This window comes from Polaromonas sp. (genome assembly GCF_029945685.1).
In the GTDB taxonomy this organism is placed as follows: domain Bacteria; phylum Pseudomonadota; class Gammaproteobacteria; order Burkholderiales; family Burkholderiaceae_C; genus Polaromonas.
The window spans coordinates 344,705-358,538 of sequence record NZ_JAQSDA010000020.1 but is presented as its reverse complement, the minus strand read 5'-3'; the positions used below and the strand labels follow the sequence as shown (position 1 = coordinate 358,538).

General features: G+C 65.0%; 11 protein-coding genes. 6 read left to right on the top strand and 5 right to left on the bottom strand.

Annotation, left to right across the window (positions count from 1 at the left end; all coding sequences use genetic code 11):
- The first annotated feature begins 11 nt into the window (after window positions 1-11).
- The 4 genes from PSV26_RS13300 to PSV26_RS13285 are packed head-to-tail and all read left to right on the top strand — an operon-like array spanning window position 12 to window position 4,978.
- On the top strand, window positions 12-1,421 hold the full coding sequence (locus tag PSV26_RS13300) for a sodium:proton antiporter (RefSeq protein ID WP_300571380.1): 1,410 nt from the start codon (window positions 12-14) through the stop codon (window positions 1,419-1,421).
- Between the two features lie 28 nt (window positions 1,422-1,449).
- Window positions 1,450-2,436 carry a D-glycerate dehydrogenase gene (locus PSV26_RS13295; RefSeq protein ID WP_300571378.1) on the top strand — a complete coding sequence of 329 codons (987 nt, stop codon included), beginning with the start codon at window positions 1,450-1,452 and terminating at the stop codon, window positions 2,434-2,436.
- A 9-nt stretch (window positions 2,437-2,445) separates the two neighbouring features.
- Window positions 2,446-3,792 carry a DNA recombination protein RmuC gene (rmuC, locus tag PSV26_RS13290; protein WP_300571376.1) on the top strand — a complete coding sequence of 449 codons (1,347 nt, stop codon included), beginning with the start codon at window positions 2,446-2,448 and terminating at the stop codon, window positions 3,790-3,792.
- Window positions 3,793-3,817: 25 nt separating this feature from the next.
- Entirely contained in the window at window positions 3,818-4,978 is a 1,161-nt protein-coding gene (locus PSV26_RS13285; protein ID WP_300571374.1) for an MFS transporter, read from the top strand.
- Between the two features lie 129 nt (window positions 4,979-5,107).
- Here PSV26_RS13285 and PSV26_RS13280 read toward each other — a convergent pair whose 3' ends face one another.
- A complete protein-coding gene (locus tag PSV26_RS13280; RefSeq protein WP_300571372.1) occupies window positions 5,108-5,971 on the bottom strand; it encodes a TIGR00730 family Rossman fold protein in 864 nt (287 codons plus the stop codon).
- Window positions 5,972-6,048: 77 nt separating this feature from the next.
- Window positions 6,049-6,603: an elongation factor P gene (gene efp, locus PSV26_RS13275; RefSeq protein WP_096667885.1), complete on the bottom strand. Its 555-nt coding sequence runs from the start codon at window positions 6,601-6,603 to the stop codon at window positions 6,049-6,051.
- Between the two features lie 227 nt (window positions 6,604-6,830).
- On the opposite strand from efp, the gene PSV26_RS13270 reads away from it, so the two are divergent.
- The gene (locus PSV26_RS13270; RefSeq protein ID WP_300571370.1) at window positions 6,831-8,570 is read left to right on the top strand and encodes a phosphoethanolamine transferase; all 1,740 of its coding nucleotides are present in this window, start codon (window positions 6,831-6,833) and stop codon (window positions 8,568-8,570) included.
- Here the strand turns inward: PSV26_RS13270 and PSV26_RS13265 are convergent.
- The 3 genes from PSV26_RS13265 to earP are packed head-to-tail and all read right to left on the bottom strand — an operon-like array spanning window position 8,545 to window position 11,686.
- Complete coding sequence (locus tag PSV26_RS13265) at window positions 8,545-9,909, bottom strand: ATP-binding protein (protein WP_300571368.1); 1,365 nt, start codon at window positions 9,907-9,909, stop codon at window positions 8,545-8,547. The genes PSV26_RS13270 and PSV26_RS13265 overlap by 26 nt on opposite strands.
- Entirely contained in the window at window positions 9,906-10,565 is a 660-nt protein-coding gene (locus tag PSV26_RS13260) for a response regulator (RefSeq protein ID WP_300571366.1), read from the bottom strand. The genes PSV26_RS13265 and PSV26_RS13260 overlap by 4 nt, the downstream gene beginning before the upstream one ends.
- The gene (earP, locus tag PSV26_RS13255; RefSeq protein WP_300571364.1) at window positions 10,562-11,686 is read right to left on the bottom strand and encodes an elongation factor P maturation arginine rhamnosyltransferase EarP; all 1,125 of its coding nucleotides are present in this window, start codon (window positions 11,684-11,686) and stop codon (window positions 10,562-10,564) included. Before earP ends, PSV26_RS13260 begins: the two co-directional genes overlap by 4 nt.
- A 104-nt stretch (window positions 11,687-11,790) precedes the next feature.
- Here earP and uvrC point away from each other — a divergent pair, with 104 nt between their 5' ends.
- Window positions 11,791-13,731: an excinuclease ABC subunit UvrC gene (gene uvrC / locus PSV26_RS13250; protein WP_300571362.1), complete on the top strand. Its 1,941-nt coding sequence runs from the start codon at window positions 11,791-11,793 to the stop codon at window positions 13,729-13,731.
- Window positions 13,732-13,834 lie beyond the last annotated feature (103 nt).

Sequence of the window (13,834 nt, the reverse complement as noted above, 5' to 3'; positions counted from 1 at the left end):
CAGGAGACCTCATGAAAAAATTGCGCTGGATCGCGCTTGCGGCCTTGTTGTCGTTTCTTCCCGGCTGGGCCTTGGCGGCCGACTTTGACGGCAGCCAGCTGTCGCCGCTCTGGGGCATTCCGTTTGCGGGCCTGCTGCTGTCGATCGCCCTGATGCCGCTACTGCTTCCGACGTTCTGGCACCACCATTTCGGCAAGGTATCGGCGGCCTGGACGCTGGCGTTTTTCCTGCCGTTTGCCGTGCTTTTCGGCCCGGCACTGGCGGGCACCAGCCTCGTGCATGCGCTGGTCGCCGAATACATTCCCTTCATCATCCTGCTGACGGCGCTGTTCACGGTGGCCGGCGGCATCTTCATTCGCGGCAACCTGCATGGCAGCCCCGGGCTCAACGCCGGGCTGCTGCTGATCGGCGCCGTGCTGGCGAGCTTCATGGGAACCACCGGGGCTTCCATGCTGATGATTCGCCCGCTGATCCGCGCCAATGACAACCGCACACACTCTGCCCATATCGTCGTGTTTTTCATTTTCATCGTCTCCAATGCCGGCGGCTCGCTGACCCCGCTGGGCGATCCGCCGCTGTTCCTCGGCTTCCTCAAGGGCGTGGACTTCTTCTGGACAGTCAAGCATATTTTTCCGGAAACGCTTTTTCTGATCGGCAGCCTGCTGGTGATCTTTTACCTGCTGGACAGCTGGTATTACCGCAGGGAGGGCGTGCAACCGGTGGACCCGACGCCGGACACCGGCCGGCTGGGTTTTGACGGCGCCTTCAATTTTGCGCTGCTGGCCGGCGTTGCGGGCCTGGTGCTGCTCAGCGGCTTCTGGAAGTCGGCGGTGGTGTTTGATGTTTTCGGCACCGAGGTCGGCCTGCCTGGCCTGGTGCGCGATGCCGGCCTCATTGCCATCACGCTGCTGTCGCTGAACATGACGGCCGACAAGGTGCACGAGGACAACCAGTTTTCCTGGGGGCCCATGGCCGAGGTGGCCAAGCTGTTTGCCGGCATTTTCCTGACCATCATCCCGGTCATTGCCATGCTCAAGGCAGGTACCGCCGGGCCATTTGGCGCCGTGGTGTCGGCCGTCACCCGGCCCGACGGCCAACCCGACCCGGCCATGTATTTCTGGGCTACCGGCGCACTGAGTTCTTTCCTCGACAACGCGCCGACCTACCTGGTGTTTTTCAACACGGCGGGCGGGGACCCCGCCACCCTGATGACCACGCTGGCACCGACGCTGGCCGCCATCTCCGCCGGTGCGGTGTTCATGGGCGCCAACACCTACATCGGCAACGCGCCCAACCTGATGGTCAAGGCCATTGCCGAAGACCGTGGCGTCAAGATGCCGAGTTTCTTTGGCTACATGGCGTGGTCGGGCGCGGTCCTGATCCCGCTGTTCATCGTCATGACCTTGATCTGGTTCCGGTAAGTCCCCTTCAACGCACTCCAAAAGTCCCATGAGCAAACCCAAGATTCTTGTTGCCCGCGCCGTCTTTCCCGAGGTCATCACCCATCTGCAGCAGCACTTCGAGGTCCATGCCAACCAGGCTGACGACGCCTGGTCGAAATCCGAGCTGATGGAGAAGCTGCGCGGCATGGACGGCGCCTTCACCACCGGTGGCGACCGCATCGATGCCGAGGTGCTGGCCGCCTGCCCGACGCTGAAAATCTGCGCCAACATGGCGGTGGGTTACAACAACTTTGACATTGATGCCATGACGGCCGCCGGAGTTCTGGCCACCAACGCACCCGATGTACTGACCGAAACCACCGCCGACTTCGGTTTTGCCCTGCTGATGGCCACAGCCCGGCGCATCACCGAAAGTGAACATTACCTGCGTGCCGGCAAGTGGAGCAAGTGGAGCTACGACATGTTTGCCGGCGCCGACATCCACGGCAGCACGCTGGGCGTGCTGGGCATGGGCCGCATCGGGCAGGGCATTGCCAGGCGCGGGGCACACGGCTTTGGCATGAAGGTGATCTACCACAATCGCTCGCGCCTGGACGCCGCACTTGAGGCCGAATGCAAGGCTTCCTATGTGAGCAAGGAAGAACTGCTGCGCACCGCCGACCATGTGGTGCTGGTGTTGCCGTATTCACCCGTCTCGCACCACACGATAGGCGCTGCCGAGCTGGCCATGATGAAGCCCACGGCGACCCTGGTCAATATCGCACGCGGCGGCATCGTGGACGATGCCGCCTTGGCTGCGGCGCTGCGCGACAGGCGTATTGCCGCCGCGGGTCTCGATGTGTTTGAAGGCGAGCCCCGGGTTCATCCCGACCTGTTGACGGTGCCCAACGTCGTGCTGACGCCCCACATCGCCAGTGCCACGGTGCCCACGCGTCTGGCCATGGCCATGCTGGCGGCTGACAACCTGATCGGCTTCTTCAAGGAAAAAAGGCCGGTGACGCCCTTGAATCCTGCGGTGTTAGCTACGAAATAAATAGCACTGATGAACTCCTTGCAAGCCTGGCTGATCCTCGCCGCACTGCTGCTGGTCCTGCTGCTTCTGGTCTGGCTGCTGTTGCGCAAGCCGGCCGAGAGTGGCCGCGAAGAGCTGCTCGCCGGCCTGGCCGCCGGAAACGACAAACTCGAGCGCGAGCTGCGGCGGGAAATCGGCGACAGCTCGCGCGCCAGTCGTCAGGAACTGGCGACAAGTTTTGCCACCTTCCAGCAAACCCTGGTGCAGCAAAGCGCGGAGGCCATCCGCACGCAGAATGCGCAGATCGACGCGTTTTCCCAGCAACTGACGCTGCTGCAGAAAACCCTGTCCGACACGCTGACCACGCAGCTCCAGTCCGTCAGCGAATCGAATGCGCGGCGCATGGGCGAGGTCCGGGAAACGCTGGAAAAACAGCTGGCACAGTTGCAGCAGACCAACTCGGCCAAGCTCGACGAGATGCGCCAGACGGTTGACGAAAAGCTCCAGACCACGCTGGAAACCCGCCTGGGCGAAAGTTTCAAGCAGGTGGCCGACCGGCTCGAGCAGGTGCACAAGGGTCTGGGCGAAATGCAGACGCTGGCGCAGGGTGTGGGAGACCTCAAGCACCTGCTGACCAACGTCAAGGCGCGCGGCATTTTTGGCGAGGCGCAGCTCTCGGCGCTGCTGGAGCAGGTGTTTACCGTGGACCAGTACGCGGCCCAGGTCATCACGCGCCGCGGCGGCAAGAACCCGGTGGACTTTGCGATCCGGCTGCCTGGCCGCTCGGACAATGGCGATCCGGTCTGGCTTCCGATCGACGCGAAGTTTCCCAACGAAGACTATGAACGTCTGCTCGATGCGCAGCAGCGTGCCGATGTGCCCGGCGCCGAAGTGGCGGGCAAGGCGCTGGAAGTGCGCATCCGCATGGAGGCCAGGTCGATCTCGGAAAAATACATCGAGCCGCCGTACACCACGGACTTTGCGATCCTGTTTTTGCCGACCGAGGGCCTGTATGCGGAAGTGCTGCGCCGGCCCGGCCTGATGGAGGTGTTGCAGCGCGAGCATCGCGTGACGCTGGCCGGCCCGACCACCTTGCTGGCCATGCTGAACTCGCTGCAGATGGGCTTTCGGACCCTGGCGCTGGAAAAACGCTCCAGCGAGGTCTGGCAGGTGCTGGGCGCGGTCAAGACCGAATTCGGCAAGTTCGGCGACGTGCTCGCCAAGGTCAAGTCGCAGACCGAAACCGTGCTCAATACCCTGAGCAGCGCCGAGCAGCGCAGCCGGGTCATGGGCAAGGCCCTGCGCAACGTCGAGGCCCTGCCGGAGCTTGACTCGGCGCGGCTGATTCCCATGGACCGGGACCCGGACGAAGGCTGACCGGCACCCTGGTGACCTGAGTTGCATGACGCCTGAACTCGCCCGCCTGATCCTGGCCCAGATCTGCCTGCACGCCTGCATGGCGGGCACCCGCATGGCCGCGCCCTTGCTGGCGCTGCGCGAGGGTTACAGCCCGGCGGCGGTCGGCGTGTTGCTGGCCTTGTTTGCCCTGACCCAGGTGTTTCTGGCCCTGCCGGCAGGGCGTTTTGCCGACCGGAACGGTCTGCGCCGGCCCATGGGTTACAGCGTCGTGGCGGCTGTGCTGGGGGCCGGGTTGGCGGTGGCTTTTCCGGTGTTTCCGGTGCTCTGCCTGGCGGCACTGCCGACCGGCGGGGCGACCGGTGCCGCCGTGATTTCGCTGCAGCGCCATGTGGGTCGAGCGGCGACGGGGGGCCTGCAGTTGCGGCAGGTGTTCAGCTGGCTGTCGATCGGCCCGGCGATTTCCAATTTTGTCGGACCGTTCTCGGCCGGTCTGCTGATTGACCATGCGGGCGCCATGCCCAACAGCACCTCAGGCTACCGTGCGGCGTTTTTCCTGATGGCGGTGCTGCCGCTGGCCAGCTGGTTTCTGGTGCGCAAAACGCGCGAGTTGCCGCCAGTGATTGCCGCACACGGCGCGAGGCGGGGCCGCGCCTGGGACCTGCTGCGCGACACGACTTTTCGCCGACTGATGCTGGTCAACTGGTTCCTGTCTTCCTGCTGGGACGTGCACACCTTTGTTGTGCCGGTGCTGGGCTTTGAAAGAGGCATCAGCGCCTCGGTGATCGGCTCCATCCTGGGCGCCTTTGCCGTGGCGGCCGCAGCGATTCGCATGGTGATGCCGCTGGTGGCGGCGCACCTGCGCGAGTGGCGCGTTCTCGCCACGGCGATGCTCGTGACCGCGCTGCTGTTTGCCGTCTACCCGTTCATGCGGACAGCCCTGGGCATGGGCCTGTGTTCGGTGCTGCTGGGCTTTGCACTCGGCACGGTGCAGCCCATGATCATGAGCATGCTGCACCAGATCACGCCCGAGGCCAGGCACGGGGAGGCGCTGGGCCTGCGCCTGATGGCGATCAACGCCTCGAGTGTGGTCATGCCCATGCTGTTCGGCACCCTGGGCGCGGTGATCGGCATTGCCGGCGTGTTCTGGGCCACCGGCGCGGTGGTGGGCGCCGGCGCGCGAGTGGCCTGGCTCCTGCGAAACTGAGTCACACGCAGCGGCGACGGGGTTTGTTTCCATTCAAGCAGGGGCCGCGGGTCCGGCTTTGCCGGCCCGCAGGCGCAGCGGCCCCCTCGGGGGGCAGGGCGCTACACGGAGTGAGCAACCGTGGGGGCTCTATAACTGATAAAAGGTCTTGATCGCGTCCCAGGCGACCTGGGGATCGTCGACGTACTGGAAGAGCTTGAGATCCTCGGGTGAAATCGCCCCTTCGTCGATCATCACGTCGAAGTTGATCAGGCGTTGCCAGTACTCCGTGCCGAACAGGATGATGGGTACCGGTTTGGCCTTGCGTGTCTGCACCAGCGTGATGACCTCGAACAGCTCGTCGAGCGTGCCAAAACCGCCCGGAAATGCCACCAGTGCCTTGGCGCGCATCATGAAGTGCATCTTGCGCAGCGCGAAGTAGTGGAACTTGAAGCTCAGTGAAGGCGTGACGTAGGGGTTGGAGCTCTGCTCGTGTGGCAGCGCGATGTTCAGGCCCACCGTCGGCACGCCCATCTCCTGCGCCCCCCGGTTGGCGGCCTCCATGATGCCGGGACCGCCCCCGGTGCAGATGAACAGCTGCTCGTCGGGTGAACGGGTTTTGCTGTGCGCACCCACCAGGCGCGAGAACAAACGGGCCTGATCGTAGTAGGCGGCGTTGCGTACTTGCCGCTCGGCTAGCGCCAGGGCCTGGGCATCGCCGCAGGCCTGGGCGAGTTTCAGGGCCTCCTCGGCCTGTTCCGGTGCCGGGAAACGAGCGCTGCCAAACACCACGATGGTGTTCTCGATGCCCTGGGACTGCTGCTCCATGTCCGGCTTGAGCATTTCCAGCTGGAACCGGATGCCGCGGGTCTCGCGCCGCAGCAGGAACTCGGGGTCGGCGAAGGCCAGCCGGTAGGCGTTGGCCTCCAGCGGCATACCCTTGTCGGAATGAGCCTGCAGTTCTGCCCACGCGTCTGCGATCCGGCTGGCGGATAGGTCGTCTGTTTGTTCCATAGGTCGTTCAGTAAGTTTTCGGGATGCAAAAAGGCTCCAACAGGAGCCTTTTTGTCAGGATACAGGGATGTTGCGGATCAGACGCGTTTGCGGTATTCGCCGGTACGCGTGTCGATTTCCACCACATCACCTTGCGCGACAAAAATCGGCACGCCGATTTCAAAGCCGGTGGCCAGTTTGGCCGGTTTGAGCACCTTGCCGGACGTGTCGCCCTTGACGGCAGGCTCGGTCCAGGTGATCTCGCGGTTGACGCTGGTGGGGAGTTCGACCGAGATGGCCTTGCCGTCGTAAAACACGACTTCGAGCTCCATGCCATCTTGCAGGTAGTTCAGCGAGTCGCCCATGTTTTCGGCTTCGACTTCGTACTGGTTGTAGTCGGCGTCCATGCAGATGTACATGGGATCGGCGAAGTACGAGTAGGTGCAATCCTTCTTGTCCAGGATGACCTGGTCGATCTTGTCGTCGGCCTTGAACACCTGCTCGGTGTTGAAGTTGGCAATCAGGCTTTTCAGCTTCATGCGCACGGTGGCCGAATTGCGGCCGCCGCGGCTGTATTCGGTCTTGAGCACCACCATCGGGTCCTTGCCGTGCATGATGACATTGCCAGCGCGTATTTCTTGAGCGATTTTCATAACAGTTTCTAGTAGTGAGTTGGCCGCCAAATGCCTTTGGGGTGACGCGGGGCCGCGGCGGGGAATGCGGCATGGCCCAAACCCGGGGCAATGCAAAGCCTGCTATTTTAACTTTATTTCGGACAAACCCCCAGAATGGCCCCGACCTCCTTGCCGGACGTCCTTAAGGGTGGTTTAAGTGTCCCGGAGACAGACTTCAAGGCTTCCTGACTCCTGGCTGGCCTTCCATGGTCATCCCCTCCGCCCCGATGATGAATCTTTCCGCCGCCGGCGCCCTGACGCCGGCCCCAGTTCTGCCTTCGAAACCCTGGTTTCAGCGGCCATCCCTGCAGGTCGAAACCCTGGTGCTTCTGTGCGTCGGCTTTCTGCTCCTCAGCGGCAACGGGCCGTTCTGGCGCGCCGCGCTGGCGGGCCGGGGCTGGGAACTGGTGGCGACCTGGGGGTTTGCCGCCGCCCTGTTTGCTGCTTTTTCGGCCTTTTATTTCGCTTTTCTGGCGCTGCTGGCAACACGCCTGACCGTCAGACCCTTGCTGAGCCTGCTGGTCGTGTGCACGGCTTTCGCGGCGTGGTACATGGACCATTACGCGATTTACCTGGACCGCGCCATGCTGCGCAATGTGCTGGCCACCAATGTCAACGAAGCCCGGGAACTGTTTGTCTGGGGCATGGTGCCACGCGTTCTGTTGCTTGGCGTGCTGCCGGCGGCGCTGATCTGGTGGCCCCGCTTGAAGCAGCGCAGCCTGGGCCGGGCGCTGGCCGTCCGGCTGGGCTGGATCGCGGTCGCGCTGGCGCTGGGCGCGGCCAGCCTGCTGCTGGTGTTCGCCGACTTTGCCTCTCTGATGCGCAACCACAAAGAGGTGCGTTATCTGCTGACCCCGGGCAATGTGGTGGCCGCGCTGGCCGGCAATGCACTGGGCGGCGCGCAGCGGCCGTCGCAGCCCAGGCTGCCGGTGGGCGAGGATGCCCGCCTGGGTGCCAGCTGGAGCGGCCGGACCCGGCCGGTCATGTTTGTGCTGATCGTTGGCGAAACCGCGCGCGCACAGAATTTTTCGCTCAACGGCTACGCGCGCCAGACCAATCCGCAACTGGCCAGGCAGGACGTGATCAATTTCCCGCATGCCACCGCCTGCGGCACCTCGACCGAGGTTTCCCTGCCATGCATGTTTTCCCCCTATGGCCGTGTTCACTATGACGAGGAGAAGATCCGCGGGCATGAATCGGTGTTGCACGTGCTGGCCCGTGCCGGCTTCAAGGTGCTGTGGCGCGACAACCAGTCCGGCTGCAAGGGAGTCTGCGAAGGCCTGCCCGCCGAGCAGCTCGACGATGCGAAGGTGGAGGCACTTTGCGCCGAAGGCCACTGCCTGGATGAGGTGCTGCTGCAGGGCATGGATGGCATCGCCCGTGACAACAAGGGCAACCTGCTGGTCGTCATGCACCAGCTCGGCAGTCACGGTCCGGCCTATTTCAAGCGTTACCCGGCGGTGTTCAGGCAGTTTTCCCCGGCTTGCCAGAACGAGGACCTGAGCACCTGCACGACGGCGGAAATCGTCAATGCCTATGACAACTCGCTGCTCTACACCGACTTCTTTGTTTCAAAGGTGATCGATTTCCTGGCGGGCGCGCAGCAGCAGTACGACACGGCCATGCTGTATGTCTCGGACCACGGCGAGTCGCTGGGTGAGGGTGGCCTCTACCTGCATGGCATGCCTTACCCGATCGCGCCCGCGGTGCAGACACAGGTGCCGTTTGTGATGTGGCTGTCGCCGGGGTTTCGTCGCAGCTTCAAGATCGACCAGGACTGCCTGCGCTCGAACGCGGGCGCCGCGGTCAGCCACGACAACCTGTTTCATTCGCTGCTCGGCGTGCTTGATGTCGAGACCCAGGCCTATGACAAGTCGCGTGATCTGTTTGCGCCTTGCCGTCCGGCGCCGGTGGTGGCCCTCAACGGGCCGGAAAAAGCACACTGACCCGCAAGCCGGTGCCGCCGGGCGCTTCTTCCAGCGTGATGTCGGCGCCATGGCGTTCGGCGACTGCCCGGGCGATCGCCAGGCCCAGCCCGCTGCCATGCGGCGCATGGCCGTCGGCACTGACGCTGCTGCCCCGGTAAAAGCGGTCAAACACCCGTTCCCGCTCTGCGGCGCTGATGCCCGGCCCGCTGTCGGTCACGCTCAGGCAGGGGCGGCCCTGCTCAACCCGGGCGGACACGTCGATGCGCCCGCCTGCAGGCGTGTGGCGCAGGGCGTTGTCGACCAGGTTGTTCAGCAGGATGGCCAGCTGCTGCACATCGGCGTGAACGGCCGGCGTGCCTTCAGTCACCGCACCCAGGTCAATCTGTCGGTCCTCGGCGCGGGCGCTGAAGCGGCCCACGGTGGATCGGGCCAGCTCTGCCAGATCCACCGGCTCCCGGCGCAGGGCCGGGGTTTCCGGCGCCAGGCGCGACAACTGCAGCAACTGCTCGACCAGGTGCTGGGCGCGCTCGATGCCGGCGCGCAGTTGCCCCAGCGCCTCCTCGCGCTGGGCCGCATCGCTGGCGCGCTCGAGCAATTGCAACTGCAGCCGCAGCGCGGTGATCGGCGTACGCAGTTCGTGGGCCGCGTCGGCCAGGAACAGCCTCTGCATCGACAGGGCCCCGCCCAGGCGGGCCATCAGGTCGTTGATGGCGCCTATCAGCAGGTGCAGCTCCGGGGGGTGGGCCGACAGGGCGATCGGATGCAGCGCCTCGACACTGCGCGCCGTGACCTCGCTGGCCGCCAGCGCCAGCGGTGCCAGACCGCGCCGTAGCGCCAGCGTCAGCATGCCGGCGAGCAGGCCCAGCATCACCAGGGCGGGCAGGATCAGCACGGAGCCTGTTTCACGCGCCAGCGCCTGGCGCTCGCTGTCGCGCTGGGCGGCCTGCACAATGCCGTCTTCCAGCACGATGGTGTAAAGGTGCCAGCGCTCATGGCCGATGTTGACCACGCTCAGGCCGCTGCGTGAGCGAAAGGGCAGGTTGACGGCCGGGTCGGACCGGTGCAGCAGGGTGCCGGTACGCGTCCACGCTGCCGTGACGAACTCGAACTTGCCGTATTCCTCGTAGACCCGCGGTAACTGCTCGGCCAGGCTGGGGGTGCGTGCCATGCCGTAGGTGCCGTGGTGGTTGGCCACCGCGAGCGCGACCTGCTTGAGGTTGTCTTCGAACACCTCGCCCATCTCGTGGGCCAGCGTCCAGTACGAGATGCCCACCAGCAGGCTGGCGCCCGCCACCAGTGCGCCCATGGTCCACAGCAGGACCCGGTGGTGGATGGATTGAACCGGACCGGTGCTCATGGCGCGCAGACCTTGTAGCCCACACCGCGCACATTGCGGATGGTGTCGGCGCCGAGTTTGCGGCGCAGCTTGTGCAGGTACACCTCGACGGCGTTGCTGCCGATCTCCTCGGCCCAACCGTAAATGGAGTCTTCCAGCTGGGCGCGCGACAGCACGGCGCCGGGCCGCTGCATCAGGGTCTCCAGCAGCGCGAATTCGCGGGCGGACAGGTTCACGTTTTCACCTTTCAGGCTGACTTGTTTGTGGACCGGGTCAAGGATCAGCTCGCCACATTGCAGCAGGGGGGAGCCGCCGCCGGCATGGCGGCGCAGCAGGGCGCGCACCCGGGCGATCAGCTCATCCAGGTCGAAGGGCTTGAGCACATAGTCGTCGGCGCCCGCGTTGAGCCCGGCGATGCGGTCGGCGACCGCGTCGCGTGCCGTCACGATCAGCACCGGCACGGCGTTGCCGCGTGTGCGCAGGCCCTTGAGCACCGCCATGCCGTCCTGGCCCGGCAAGCCGAGGTCCAGCACGGCCAGGTCGTAGACCCCGTTGGCCAGCGCGCGCTCGGCGGCGTGCCCCTCCATGACCCAGTCCACACTGAACCCGGCGTCGACCAGACCCTGGCGCATCGCCCGGCCGATCATGGTGTCGTCTTCCACCAGCAGCAGCCTCATGGTGCAGGCACCTGTTTCAGCGTGACAAACTCCAGCAACTGCGTGGCCAGGTCGGCCTGTTCCTTCAGGCGCTGACCGGCCGCGCGGGCGCAGCCGGACCACAGCTGCAGGTCGGGAACCGGCAAGTCGCCCTGCAGGCCGTTCCACACTTCATGAAAACGCCGCAGCGCCGGCGGGGCCTGCAACATGTCGAGAAAGGCTTGCAGCTTGGCCTGATGGGCCTGGTCGGCCTGGGGGTAAATCTGCCAGACGAAGGCCTGGCCGGCCCAGAGCGCGCGCACCACAGAATCCTCGCCGCGTACAAAGTTCAGGTCGCAGGCCCAGAGCAGATGGTCGAAATCGTCCTGGCGCAGCCAGGGAAGGTATGAAATTGATAGCGGCTCACGCCCGTCCTTATTGGGCTGAGGCCATTTTTTGTCATGAATGGCGGTCTGCACGGCGGCCGTGGCGCGGCCCGCGGTCACGAGCAGGCGCACCGGCGCGGCGGTCGAGCCCACCTGTACCAGCTGCTCCAGCAGCTGCGCCAAGGCGGGGGGCTCGTAACAGAACAGCGACACCAGCAGCTCTCCGCTCCACTCCATGCCGCGCCCCGCCAGCCAGGCCTTGCGGTCAAAGGCTGCCTGGCGCGCCGCCAGCGTGGACTCGCGCAGCAGCCCGCCGGTGGCGGCGCTGAAGCCGGGGTAGAAAAACCACTTGGTCCAGCCGGCAGCGGGGCCACGTGGCACCGGCGAGGGCAGGGCATGGCAGCGCTCCACCCAGGGCTCCGCAGAAAGGTATTCGAGGTTGATCCATACAGGTTTTTGGTCTGTAGCCCTTTCCCTGTCTGCGCAAGCAGCTATGAATTCAGGAGCAATTTCGCAGCCGAAGGCCTCCACCAGCACCTCGCAGGGGGCGGCCTCCAGACGCAGGATGTTCATGCCCAGCGGTTCCAGCCAGGGCAGGACGTCGACACCGTCGCACCCGTCGGGCGCCATCCAGTGCAGCGCCGACGCGTCGTCCACCCACAGCCGCACACGCTGCCCGCGCGCCGCCAGTTCCGCGCTGAGCCGCCAGCAGACACCGATGTCGCCGTGGTTGTCGATGACCTTGCAAAAAATGTCCCATTGCGGGCGATGATCCATGTCCGGATTGTCCACAATACGGGGGCTGCCAGCCGGAAATGCCGATACTTCTTCACGATGACGGCCCACGCCGGCCCACGCCGGCCCAACGCGCACCCACCACCATGACCCCATCCCACGAATTTGATCCCCAGCTGCTCAGCGAAGTGGCGGCGCTGCCGGCCATGCCCGGCGTTTACCGCTACTTCGATGCGGACGGCGCGGTGCTGTATGTCGGCAAGGCGCGCGACCTGAAAAAACGGGTCTCCACCTACTTCCAGAAAAACCACGGCGGCACGCGCATTGGCCACATGGTGACGAAGATCGCGCGCATGGAAACCACCGTGGTGCGCTCCGAAGCCGAGGCGCTGCTGCTGGAAAACAACCTGATCAAGACGCTGAACCCGAAGTTCAACATCCTGTTCCGGGACGACAAGAGCTACCCCTACCTCAAGCTCGCGTCGCACACCTTTCCGCGCGTGGCCTACTACCGCGGCGCGGTCGAGAAAAAGCACAGCTACTTCGGGCCTTACCCCAGCGCCTGGGCGGTCAAGGAGACCATCTTGCTGCTGCAGAAGGTCTTCAAGCTGCGTACCTGCGAGGACACGGTGTTCAACAACCGCACCCGGCCCTGCCTGCTGTACCAGATCAAGCGCTGCTCCGCGCCCTGCGTCGGTCATGTGACGCCCGAGCAGTACGCGCTGGACGTGGCCAACGCCGAGCGTTTTCTGCAGGGGCAGGCCGGGGACATCCTGACCGAGCTGGAAAAGCAGATGCGGGGCCGCGCCGAAAAGCTGGAGTTCGAGCAGGCGGCAGAGCTGCGCAACCAGATCTCGGCGCTGTCCAAGGTGCTGCACCAGCAGTCCATGGAAACCGGCGGCGACAAGGACGTGGACATCCTGGCGGTCAAGGTGCATGGCGGCAAGGCCTGTGTGAACCTGGCCATGGTGCGCGGCGGACGGCACCTGGGCGACCGGCCGTATTTCCCCACCCATGTCGAACACGCGGCCGACCTGGCCGGACTCGATGAAGACAGTGTCGAAGGTGTTGAAGGCGGTGGAGGCGCTGAGGGCGCAGAGCTCGCCGTGCCAGCAAAGACCAAAAAGCTCGAGGCCCTGGTGCTGGAAGCCTTCATCGCCCAGCACTATGTCGGCGTGCCGGTGCCGCCGGTGCTGGTGTGCAGCGAACCGGTGGACAGGGAGCTGATCGCTGCGCTGGTCATGCAGACGGGCAGCAAGGTCACGGCGATCCACCAGCCGCGCGAGCAGCGCCGCATCTGGCTGGAGATGGCGCAGACCAACGCCGACCTGCAGCTGGCCCGGCTGCTGGCCGAGCAGGGTTCGCAGCAGGCGCGTACGCGCGCGCTGGCCGAGGCGCTGGACCTGTCGCTGGACAAGCTCGATGCGCTGCGCATCGAATGTTTCGACATCTCGCACACGGCGGGCGAATCGACCCAGGCCTCCTGCGTGGTGTTCCATGGCCACAAGATGCAAAGCGCCGAATACCGCCGCTACAACATCGAGGGCATCACGCCGGGCGACGACTACGCCGCCATGCGCCAGGTGCTGATGCGCCGCTACAGCAAGCTCGCTGAAGCGGCGCGCAACAACACCGCCCGGCTGCCGGACCTGGTGCTGATCGACGGCGGCAAGGGGCAGGTCTCGATGGCGCGCGAGGTGTTCGAGGAGCTCGGCCTGGACCTCGGCCTGATTGCCGGCGTCGAGAAAGGCGAGGGGCGCAAGGTCGGGCTCGAGGAGCTGGTCTTTGCCGATGGCCGCGAGAAGGTCTACCTCGGTCGCGACTCGGCGGCCCTGATGCTGATTGCCCAGATCCGCGACGAGGCGCACCGCTTTGCCATCACCGGCATGCGGGCCAAACGCGCCAAGGTGCGGGTCGGCGCCAGCCGCCTGGAGGACATCGCCGGCATTGGCCCCAAAAAACGCGCCAACCTGTTGCAGCGTTTTGGCGGCATACGCGGCGTGAGTTCGGCCAGTGCCGAGGACATCGCCACGGTGGAGGGGATTTCCCGCGAGCTCGCCGAAGAAATCTACCGCGCGCTGCACTGAACCCGGTTTATGGCCTGAGACGTATTTGCGCCACGAAGCGGCGTGAAAGTGGGCTCAAAGCGGCGGTATTTGACCGGTGCTGACGGCGCGCACGTTCGGCCCG

Excerpts from the sequence above, each read along its gene's own strand:
- PSV26_RS13300 (WP_300571380.1), top strand. The coding sequence starts at position 12 with ATGAAAAAATTGCGCTGGATCGCGCTTGCGGCCTTGTTGTCGTTTCTT.
- PSV26_RS13295 (WP_300571378.1), top strand. The coding sequence starts at position 1,450 with ATGAGCAAACCCAAGATTCTTGTTGCCCGCGCCGTCTTTCCCGAGGTC.
- rmuC (WP_300571376.1), top strand. The coding sequence starts at position 2,446 with ATGAACTCCTTGCAAGCCTGGCTGATCCTCGCCGCACTGCTGCTGGTC.
- PSV26_RS13285 (WP_300571374.1), top strand. The coding sequence starts at position 3,818 with ATGACGCCTGAACTCGCCCGCCTGATCCTGGCCCAGATCTGCCTGCAC.
- PSV26_RS13280 (WP_300571372.1), bottom strand. The coding sequence starts at position 5,971 with ATGGAACAAACAGACGACCTATCCGCCAGCCGGATCGCAGACGCGTGG.
- efp (WP_096667885.1), bottom strand. The coding sequence starts at position 6,603 with ATGAAAATCGCTCAAGAAATACGCGCTGGCAATGTCATCATGCACGGC.
- PSV26_RS13270 (WP_300571370.1), top strand. The coding sequence starts at position 6,831 with ATGGTCATCCCCTCCGCCCCGATGATGAATCTTTCCGCCGCCGGCGCC.
- PSV26_RS13265 (WP_300571368.1), bottom strand. The coding sequence starts at position 9,909 with ATGAGCACCGGTCCGGTTCAATCCATCCACCACCGGGTCCTGCTGTGG.
- PSV26_RS13260 (WP_300571366.1), bottom strand. The coding sequence starts at position 10,565 with ATGAGGCTGCTGCTGGTGGAAGACGACACCATGATCGGCCGGGCGATG.
- earP (WP_300571364.1), bottom strand. The coding sequence starts at position 11,686 with ATGGATCATCGCCCGCAATGGGACATTTTTTGCAAGGTCATCGACAAC.
- uvrC (WP_300571362.1), top strand. The coding sequence starts at position 11,791 with ATGACCCCATCCCACGAATTTGATCCCCAGCTGCTCAGCGAAGTGGCG.